The 10,025-nt window shown below is 43.2% G+C and carries 9 protein-coding genes and 1 riboswitch; of the genes, 3 read left to right on the top strand and 6 right to left on the bottom strand.

What is annotated here, in order from left to right:
• Window positions 1–363 precede the first annotated feature (363 nt).
• Window positions 364–816: an RNA recognition motif domain-containing protein gene (locus tag KP803_RS21140; protein WP_248010830.1), complete on the top strand. Its 453-nt coding sequence runs from the start codon at window positions 364–366 to the stop codon at window positions 814–816.
• On the opposite strand, the gene murI is transcribed toward KP803_RS21140, so the two are convergent.
• The 3 genes from murI to KP803_RS21125 are packed head-to-tail and all read right to left on the bottom strand — an operon-like array spanning window position 779 to window position 4,208.
• Complete coding sequence (murI, locus tag KP803_RS21135) at window positions 779–1,579, bottom strand: glutamate racemase (RefSeq protein WP_427916978.1); 801 nt, start codon at window positions 1,577–1,579, stop codon at window positions 779–781. The genes KP803_RS21140 and murI overlap by 38 nt on opposite strands.
• A 48-nt stretch (window positions 1,580–1,627) precedes the next feature.
• Window positions 1,628–2,299, bottom strand: a complete 672-nt coding sequence (locus tag KP803_RS21130) for a Dph6-related ATP pyrophosphatase (RefSeq protein WP_248010829.1) — start codon at window positions 2,297–2,299, stop codon at window positions 1,628–1,630.
• A 49-nt stretch (window positions 2,300–2,348) separates the two neighbouring features.
• On the bottom strand, window positions 2,349–4,208 hold the full coding sequence (locus tag KP803_RS21125) for a TonB-dependent receptor domain-containing protein (protein WP_248010828.1): 1,860 nt from the start codon (window positions 4,206–4,208) through the stop codon (window positions 2,349–2,351).
• A gap of 52 nt (window positions 4,209–4,260) precedes the next feature.
• A riboswitch (cobalamin riboswitch) is annotated at window positions 4,261–4,461 on the bottom strand.
• A gap of 155 nt (window positions 4,462–4,616) precedes the next feature.
• Between KP803_RS21125 and trmA the strand changes: the two genes are divergently transcribed.
• Window positions 4,617–5,726, top strand: a complete 1,110-nt coding sequence (gene trmA / locus KP803_RS21120; RefSeq protein ID WP_248010827.1) for a tRNA (uridine(54)-C5)-methyltransferase TrmA — start codon at window positions 4,617–4,619, stop codon at window positions 5,724–5,726.
• An 85-nt stretch (window positions 5,727–5,811) separates the two neighbouring features.
• On the opposite strand, the gene KP803_RS21115 is transcribed toward trmA, so the two are convergent.
• Window positions 5,812–6,255 carry a YijD family membrane protein gene (locus KP803_RS21115; protein WP_248010826.1) on the bottom strand — a complete coding sequence of 148 codons (444 nt, stop codon included), beginning with the start codon at window positions 6,253–6,255 and terminating at the stop codon, window positions 5,812–5,814.
• A gap of 4 nt (window positions 6,256–6,259) precedes the next feature.
• Window positions 6,260–6,895, bottom strand: a complete 636-nt coding sequence (gene fabR, locus KP803_RS21110; protein ID WP_248010825.1) for an HTH-type transcriptional repressor FabR — start codon at window positions 6,893–6,895, stop codon at window positions 6,260–6,262.
• Between the two features lie 262 nt (window positions 6,896–7,157).
• Between fabR and sthA the strand changes: the two genes are divergently transcribed.
• The gene (gene sthA, locus KP803_RS21105; protein WP_248010824.1) at window positions 7,158–8,558 is read left to right on the top strand and encodes a Si-specific NAD(P)(+) transhydrogenase; all 1,401 of its coding nucleotides are present in this window, start codon (window positions 7,158–7,160) and stop codon (window positions 8,556–8,558) included.
• Between the two features lie 56 nt (window positions 8,559–8,614).
• On the opposite strand, the gene dinF is transcribed toward sthA, so the two are convergent.
• Window positions 8,615–10,009, bottom strand: coding sequence for an MATE family efflux transporter DinF (gene dinF, locus KP803_RS21100; RefSeq protein WP_345791575.1), 1,395 nt, complete (start codon window positions 10,007–10,009; stop codon window positions 8,615–8,617).
• Window positions 10,010–10,025: the final 16 nt, after the last annotated feature.

Genomic DNA, 10,025 nt, shown 5'->3' with positions numbered 1-10,025 from the left:
TTCTAGCTTTCGTTCGTTTCCGTCCGTTGCTAGGGGTGCGTATAATACGCTTTGATTCTTTGGAGTCAAGAGTTAATTTCAAACTCTTTTTCCTACTGAACATTGCATGTGACTCTCGTCTCATTCCGTGTCAGTGAGGCGGCATTATAGAGAGGATTAACTTTATGACAAGCCTTTTTTATAAAATTAAATTCGTTCGCCTAAAAAGCCACCAACCTCACTAATATCGAATAAAATTTCAACATTTGAGACATGTCACATCATATTATTGGCAAAACTCAAAACATGTACGTAAGATTCATGTGTCTATTTTGTTAACAGTAGACGTAACTCTCTCTTATTAATTGAAATGTAGTATTCAATATGAACTCTAATAAATCGATCTCAATGATAATCGCCGTTGCAGCTATCGGCGCTATTGCTCTCTACTTTATAGAAATACCATCTATATTCGCATTCCTTATCGGTGTTTGTGCTTCTGCCCTTATCCTTAAACCTTCTAACACTGACACGGAAACGTCTGAAACTTCTTCTCCTTCAACACAAACTCTTTATGTAGGTAACTTGCCTTATAAAGCAAATGAAGCACATGTGCGGGAGCTTTTTTCTAAACACGGTGAGGTTTTTGCCGTTCGCCTAATGAAAGACAAACGAACAGGTAAAAGAAGGGGCTTTGGTTTTGTAGTTATCGCAGCTAGTGATGTGAAATCAACAATCAAGGCATTAAATGACCAGGACTATATGCAACGCACTCTAAAAGTAAGAGTCGCGAACGACCCTAAACATCCTGAAAACGAAGAATCTGGACAGAACTAAATCCCAGTTCTTTTAAAGCTTTATTCAGTGCGCTTTCATCTGATGGAAGTGCACTACTCCAAACTGGCTGCTCTCCTTCATACAAAGACCCGCTTTCTAACTGCAACAGAGATTGTACGCGTCTTGCAATAGCCTCACCCGAATCCACTAAAATCACGTTTTTTCCCAGAGCTTGTGCTATTTCTTCTTTTATTAATGGGAAATGAGTACAACCAAGTACGGCTACATCGATATTGTCTATAAGCGGTTTAAGTATTCGCGTTAAAAGGACAAGGTCTACCTCTTCCCCTCTTAGTTTCGCCTCTGCCATTTCAACTAATTTGGTCGACCCCAGCATTTCAACATGGGTATCGTTAGAAAAGTCACGAACAAGGTCTTTCGTATATTCACGAGTTACTGTTGCAGGCGTCGCGATCAGCCCTACGGCTTTATTGGCTAATACCGATGCAGGCTTGATCGCAGGCACGACTCCAACCACAGGAATAGTCAGCTTTTCTCTTAGTGTAGGAAGAACGATGGTGCTTGCGGTATTACACGCTATGACCACAGCATCTATCGAGTAATTAGCGATATAGAAAGAAATGATACTATCTACTCTATCTATGAGTACTTCTTGAGATAACTCACCATAGGGATAAGCTTCATTATCGAACAAATACGTACACTTTACTTGTGGCAGCAATGCTTTGATTTCTTGATAGACAGAGAGCCCACCAACACCGGAGTCAAAGATTAGAACTGAAGGATTGCTCTGATTAGACACGCTATTAATTATTCCTAAGTTAGTACCCGCAAATCATACCTTCTCTTGCTAATTTGGCAACGCGGTTGCTTGATATCTTTGATAGCTGAATCGCTCATCATGCTCAACGTGTAGTAGCTCTAGCTTAATTCTACCGTTAAAGCATGGCGCCTCTACCACTAAAGTATGGAACTCTCCATTTTCTCCACATGGGTCAATGCCTTCGGGTAGATCCTTTAGCAGCTCGTCATTGTATTGTCTTCCACATAGTTCTCTATCAAGACGGGAACCATCAATCGTGATTAACGATGTGTTGATACCTCTACTTAATATCTCTCTCGCAAGTACTTCAGAGCCTTCTCCAAGTAAAGGAAATACACACTCCCACCCTTGCGGTTCTATATAGCCTCTTCGGTATTCAGCGATACCATTGCAAAACATATCACCAAACGCCACGGCTTCAATTGGTAATTGACTGCTTTTTAACCCCTCAATTACGGTACCTTGATAGATGCTATTACTTGGAAAGACTTCTGGCAGTTCAATAGTAATAAGAGGGAGCCCTATAAGATCGGCCTGCATTTGTACTACTTCTAGTGGCGTCGCTTGAAATGGTACATCTTCTTTAACGTGAGTGGTATATAAGCCAACGACATTATAGCTAGGATCGTCTAACAGACGCAGTAATGTCAATGTGGAGTCTTTACCTGAAGACCAACTAACGACGACATTCTTTTTCATTATTTATGACCTTAAAGCAAAAACCGCCCGAAGGCGGCTTTAGTTATGTTTAGAATTGGTATGTAGCTGTTGCAAAGAAACTACGCTCTGCACCTTGATAGTAGAGAGTCTCACCGGTGTAATGAGTCGAAACCGCCGTTTGGTATTCTTCATCAAAGAGGTTGTTGGCTCTCAATCCTAGAGTCAACTGCTCAGTAGCGCGATAGCCAATACCTAAGTCAACCGTTGTATAAGATGCTAGATATTCACTATTAGACGCATATCTTTCACCCGTATATAACACTGTTAGTGAAGCATCAACCTTGTCAAACCTCACCGTAGGAACCCAGCTAAACTTGTGTTTAGGTCGACGAATAAGAGCTTCGTTAGACAATTTATCAATCGCATCTAGCCATTCAGCTCCAACGCTATGCTCGACAATACCGGTAGCAAAGTTAACGCCTAGCTCTATCCCTTCAATTTCTGCTTCCGCAACATTTTGAGGAACCCACGGATCATACTGACCAGAACCAGTTGGAGCCCACTCAATTAGGTTTTCAAACTCAGAGCGATAAGCCACTAAACTCCAATCAAAGAAATCATGATAACCGTATACACCGATCTCTGTTGAACTTGACTCTTCTGGTTTTAGATCTGGGTTACCACTTTGTGGCCAATATAAGTCATTAAAGGTGGGAGCCTTAAACGCTGTCCCTGATGATGCCACCAATTGGAATTGATCTAATAAGAAATAACCAACGGCTACATTCCAAGTGTTGTAACCACCAAAAACACTATCGTTATCATGACGAGCACTAGCTTCAGCGGTAAAATCACCAAACTCACCAAGCGCAGTCACAAATGCTGCTTTATTATCTTTCTTTGAATTATCGTAATCATCGGTATTAGAACCACCACGATATGCCTGCTCTTCAAGATAATCGACACCACCATTGAAGACGACATGATCCAAACCAGTATAAGTATTAATCCAACTTGCGGACTTGCTATAACCAGTGAGCGTTGACTTAGCACTAGTACCAGCAGCATCTCCGTTAGCATTGTGATCTTTTGTAGTACCTATTTGTAGAGCAGAAGAGAAGTTATCTAGGGAGTAATGAATCGCACCAGTTAAACTATAAAAGTCACCATCTGTCTGCTGACTTGGTGCTCCAATAGTGTATTTATCAGCATACTCCACCTCTGAATTTTGCGTATAACCAGCAAAAGACAAGCTCCAAACATCGGTAAGTTGGTGCTCTAAGCTGCCAAATACAGTTTGACTATCGAAACCATGAGTCTCATCAACTGGGGCTCCATCATAGATACGATACCCATCGCTTTTCTCTTGGTTAAATACAAAGGAACCCTTAGTAGATTCAGACAACTGGCCACTTGATTTCCACCCCAGCTGTTCTTGTCCTTGATCCCCGTATCCTAATAACAACTGATGCTTATTCTCGGAACCAGATACAGTAGAAATACTGATCACTCCACCCATTGCGTCAGAACCATATACAGCAGCACGAGGGCCACGAATTACTTCTATTTTTTCAATCGCAAACGCTGGAATTAAGCCGATAGATGCTTCACCTGCAGTTGGAGAGTTGATGCGTACACCATTAACAATAACCAGAGCATGCTTACTTGAAGTACCACGGATATATATTCCCGTGATATTACCTTTGCTTCCTTGAGAGTTAATAGTTACTCCCGGTAGAGTCTTTAATAGATCTAGAGCTGATGTGGCCTGACTTACTTCAATGTCATCACGAGTAATTACACTGGTGGATGCAAGCACAGATTGTTGAGTCTGCTCAAAACGGTTCGCCGTCACAACCATAGTCTCATCGACTTGTTGCTCAGCGTAAGAAAGAGAGGCGTGCGTCGTTAGCGATGCTACAGCGATCGCTAGAATAGATTTGTTCATTTGTATTGTCCTAAATCGCGAAAATCCTACCGAGCATAGATTTCTTATCTTATGTTGTTCTCGGCTACTGGCAGGTCTTCGGACTTAAGAGCATGGCTTTCGCCCCCTAGCGCTCGACTTCCCACACCTTCTAGTGCAGTGTCACTTGAGCATTCGTTCTCTTTTACCGCTGCGCGTCAGTTCTGGATTCACACCAGATTCCCTTTTCAGCCATCTATACTTCTATAGTGGCACCAGTTAGGCAGGATACTATTCGTCTAGGCATACTTTGTCTAGTAAACATCGCTATAAGCTATAGTTTTATTTACTAGAAAACTCACTAGTTTCATTCATCACTGGACAAGCGGCTAGGATTGAATAAAATCTGCGCTCTTTCTTAGAATGCACCCTATCGATTAAGGCACTACCATGGCGACTCTTGATGTAAACCCTGAGCACTATCAACAGCAGTTAGCTGAGAAGACCGAACGTCTGACTCAAATGTTTGAGCACTATAATGTGCCTGAGTTAGAAGTGTTTGAATCTCCTGAGCAACACTACCGTATGCGAGCGGAGTTTCGTGTGTGGCATGATGGCGATGACATGTACTACGCCATGTTTAATCAAGAGACAAAAGAGAAATACCGCGTCGATCAATTCCCTGCAGCAAGCCGCTTGATCAATGACTTAATGCCTCTTCTAATCGATGCGATGAAAGAGAACACAGCGCTGCGTCATAAGCTTTTCCAAGTGGACTTTCTTTCGACACTCAGTGGCGAGATTTTGGTTTCTTTACTTTATCATCGTCAGCTTGATGAAGAGTGGACTGAACAAGCAAAAATCTTAAAGCAACGTCTCAATGATGAAGGGTTTAACCTCAACCTCATTGGCCGCGCACGTAAAATGAAGATTGTTCTTGATCGCGAATACGTGATTGAGAAGCTCGATGTGCATGGCCAAACCTACATCTACCAACAAGTAGAGAATAGCTTTACTCAACCAAACGGAAAGGTCGCAGAGAAAATGCTCGAATGGGCAAGCGATTGTACTCAAGACAGCCAAGGCGACCTGCTTGAGCTGTACTGTGGCAATGGCAACTTCTCTCTTGCACTGGCAAAGAACTTCGATCGAGTTCTAGCAACGGAACTGGCTAAGCCTTCGGTTGAGTCCGCACAATACAACATTGCCGCGAATAACATCGACAACGTTCAGGTTATTCGAATGTCTGCAGAGGACTTTACTGAAGCAATGGAAGGTAAACGTGAATTCCGCCGCTTAAAACAAGCGAACGTGGATCTTAAGAGCTACAACTGCAATACCATTTTTGTCGATCCGCCTCGTTCAGGCATGGATGTGGATACTTGCAAAATGGTGCAAGGTTACGAGCGCATTCTATATATCTCATGTAACCCTGATACGCTAAAAGATAACCTCGACATTTTAAGCGAAACTCACAACGTGACTCGTTTTGCTCTGTTTGACCAATTTCCATATACCCACCACATGGAAGCAGGTGTTCTGCTAGAGAGAAAGGCATAGTCGCTAGCCATAATGACTAAGCCAAAAAAACGAGCCTCTTGGCTCGTTTTTTCGTTCTAATAATGACCTTGGTTATCGCTAGGCGCTATTTTTCTTTGCCTATAAAGCCAAGCTTCTTACCAATCCAGAGCATGAGTGCCATCACGATAATGATGGCGATAAAGTTTGAACCCGCATCAGGATGTTGAGCTTTTATAAAAGCAGAGTGTCCAAAGCCACCAACAAAGAAGCATGCTAAGCCAACAAGTGGGATATCTTCAGATACCGGGCTGCGCAGGTATTCTTGATAAAGCGCTTGAACCGATAGCACTAGGGCAATAATGGGAAATATAGAAAAGCTCACCGAGCTGATCGTTATCCAAGAAAGTAATGAATCACCACACATGCCAGCCACTAAAGCAAGCAATAGCGTTTTTCTTTCGGAGCCTTTGTCTATATTAATGTCATGAGCTGCATTAGTATTATTTTCTGGCTCAAAATCTTGGTCTACTTTGTTTTCTGAATTCGACACATTTTCTGTATTCGACATTTATCTACCCTGCCTTGTTTCGTTTTCTTTCTCGCTCTTTACGGTACCAAAAAGCACCTTTGGCGATCATTCGTAACTGCATAATCAAACGCTCGGCTAATTCATCTCGCTCACGTTTGGATAAATCTAACGCTTCAGCACCGGAGCTAAAAACAAGCGTCACTGACGCTTCAGCTTGAGTCAGCGCTTCATCGCGACTCATTCCCGTACTGGTTAGGTATTCGGTTAACTCTGCTGCAAAGTGCTGGATCTCACGAGCAACAGCGGTACGAAAATCAAAAGAGGTTCCAGAACGTTCTCTAAGTAATAGACGGAAGACGTTGGGACTGCTCTCAATAAACTCCATAAAGGTTTCGACTGATGTACGTATTACGCTCCCTTCAGTCGCAATACGTTGCCTAGCTTGTCGCATCAATTGACGCAATAGCAAGCCACCTTCATCAACCATAGTTAAGCCTAGCTCATCCATGTCTTTAAAGTGGCGATAGAAAGAGGTTGGAGCAATCCCCGCTTCTCGAGCAACTTCTCGTAAACTCAAATTTGAAAAACTTCTATCTGCACTAAGCTGACTGAATGCCGCATCAATTAATGAGCGACGAGTCTTCTCTTTTTGCTGTGCGCGAATACCCATAGATTTCATGATTAGACTACTTTGCTCTTTAACTTCTCTACCTACTATAACGCGAAGCGGCACTGTTCATAAAGCCTATGTTTTCGATAAACCGTACGTTGGTCATAACTACAATTTAGCAAATCAGCGTAAGATCACTGATCACGCACTCTTTTTACCTCTACGTCCGTGATCGCCTCGACTCTCTGGTGTTGAATTGATTTACCTATTAGCAATATGCGTTAAAATCTCGCTAAAGCAATGTAAAAAAATATAACAAGGATATATCGATATGACTGAGAGTAACCACTTTGATGTAATTGTGATCGGTAGTGGCCCAGGAGGTGAAGGGGCGGCTATGGGTTTAACCAAAGCGGGGCTCAATGTCGCGATCATAGAGAAAGAGAGCAGCGTCGGTGGCGGCTGTACCCACTGGGGAACGATTCCTTCCAAAGCACTTCGTCATGCGGTTAGTCGCATCATTGAATTTAATAGCAACCCACTGTTTTGTAATAACAACAGCAGTATTCACTCCACTTTCTCTAATATCCTAGGTCATGCAAAATCAGTTATCGATAAGCAGACTCGCCTTCGTCAAGGTTTCTACGACAGAAATGAATGCAGTTTGATTTTCGGCACCGCTCGATTCTCTGGTGAACATAGTATCGACGTGACTCAAGCAGATGGGACAATCGAAACCTACACGGCAGACAAGTTTGTAATCGCAACCGGCTCTCGCCCTTATCAACCCGCTGATGTCGACTTTACTCACTCACGCATTTACGACAGTGACTCGATTTTAAGTTTAGAGCACGACCCTCGTCATATCATCATCTATGGTGCCGGGGTTATTGGCTGTGAGTATGCGTCTATTTTTCGCGGACTTGGCGTGAAAACCGATTTGATTAATACCCGTGACCGACTGTTGTCTTTTCTAGATAACGAAACGTCCGATGCACTTTCTTATCACTTCTGGAATAGTGGTGTCGTCATTCGTAATGATGAAACGTTTGAGAAAATTGAACCCACCGATGACGGTGTAATTGTTCATCTTGAATCTGGCAAGAAAATGCGCGCTGATTGCATCCTGTATGCAAATGGTCGAACAGGTAACACCGATAAACTGAATCTAGATGCGGTTGGTCTCGCAGCGGACTCTCGTGGACAAGTTTCAGTGAACAGTAATTACCAAACGAGTATTGAGCATGTTTATGCCGTTGGGGATGTGATTGGTTACCCAAGCCTAGCTAGCGCCGCTTACGATCAAGGGCGATTCGTTGCTCAAGCAATTACTCATGGGCAAGCATCAGGCTACTTGATTGAAGACATCCCAACAGGTATTTACACCATTCCTGAAATCAGCTCAGTTGGTAAAACGGAGCAAGAGCTCACAGCAGCGAAAGTTCCGTATGAAGTTGGACGTTCGTCGTTCAAACATCTGGCTCGTGCACAAATTGCGGGTAAAGACATTGGTAGTTTGAAAATTCTATTCCATCGTGAAACCAAAGAGATTCTTGGCATTCACTGTTTTGGTGAGCGTGCGGCGGAGATCATTCACATCGGCCAAGCCATTATGGAACAAAAAGGGTCAGCGAATACTATCGAGTATTTTGTAAATACGACCTTTAACTACCCGACGATGGCGGAAGCGTACCGTGTAGCAGCTCTGAATGGTTTAAATCGACTATTCTAGATCTCCATCCGAGGCCAAGTTATCCAACATTACGATAACTAGAGAAACCGCAAACTTCAGTATATTTTCGAAGTCTGCGGTTTTTTCATTATTAAGAAGGTATCTTTACGCCATTGGTAGACTAACAAAACACCAAGCCCTACCCCACGCATCGCCATAAAGCTGAGCATTGCCAACCATAAGGCATGATTCCCCATTGAACTTGCCATAAAGAATATGGCAAAGAAAAAACACGTCGCGACAAACATGCTATTACGCATCTCTTTTCCTTTGGTCGCACCAATAAAGATCCCATCAAACAAGAAACACCACATGGCCGTTAAAGGCATTGCTATCAACCAAGGCAAATACACATGAGCATTGCTCTGAACACTCGGAATATTAGTGATCAAACTGATCAGGCTCGAGCCAAACAGATAAAAGACGATGGTTAGCCCGACGCAGATGACCAGGCTCCAGAAAAACGTGCCAATCAATGACTGACTCAGTTCTTTTCTGTCTTTTGCACCAATCGCTTTGCCAACCATCGCTTCCATTGCATAAGCAAAGCCATCCATCCCGTAAGAGATCATCATCAGAAAACTCATCAATACTGCATTGGCTGCAACGATGTCGTCCCCAAGACTCGCCCCTTGAAACGTCATAAAGCTAAACGTGGCTTGTAAGCAAAGTGAGCGTAGGAAAATATCACGGTTTAATTTTATAAAGCGACCAATGTCATTGCCGCTTTTAGCTATGATTGCTCTAGGGGAAGGGAGCTTGCGCTGACACCAAGTTCGGTAAACACAGAACAAACCAAATGCGAACCCCATATAGTCAGCAATAACAGACGCCAATGCCGCACCTTCAACCTTCCAATCAAAGCCCATCACAAACAGCACATCGAGAGCGATATTCGTTAGATTGGAAATGATCACCATCCACATTGGCGCTTTGGCGTTTTGCGTCCCCAATAGCCAACCTAAGATAACAAAGTTGGCTAATGACGCCGGCGCACTCCATGCTCGAATCGCAAAATATTGCTCACCGTAGAACTTCACTTCTTCACTCGCACTGCTTAGCGAAAAAATGACATCTGACAGCACACCATGAAATAGCAGGAATACAATGGCAAAACCAAACGCCATCAATAAGCCTTGAATAAACACTAAAGCAAGCTGTTGTTTATCATCCGCGCCATAAGACTGAGCCGCTAGCCCAGTGGTCGACATACGCAAGAAGCCGAGCAACCAAAAAGTCACACTGATCATGGTGCCGCCGAGGGCAACACCACCTAAATACCACGCATGATCTAAGTGACCAATAACCGCAGCATCCACCAGCCCAAGCAGTGGAACCGTGATATTAGAAAGCACCATCGGGATGGCAAGTAAAAGTACTCTTTTGTGCAAAGCCAGATTACTGAGCGTTGAATAAAGAGTATGTAATGCTTGAATTGGTTGGAAAGTCACAGTCACCTCACTATTA

The sequence above is a fragment of the Vibrio amylolyticus genome (assembly GCF_023145695.1).
Lineage (GTDB): Bacteria > Pseudomonadota > Gammaproteobacteria > Enterobacterales > Vibrionaceae > Vibrio > Vibrio amylolyticus.
The sequence above is the reverse complement of the archived record's forward strand: the minus strand, read 5'-3'. Positions and strand labels throughout refer to the sequence as shown.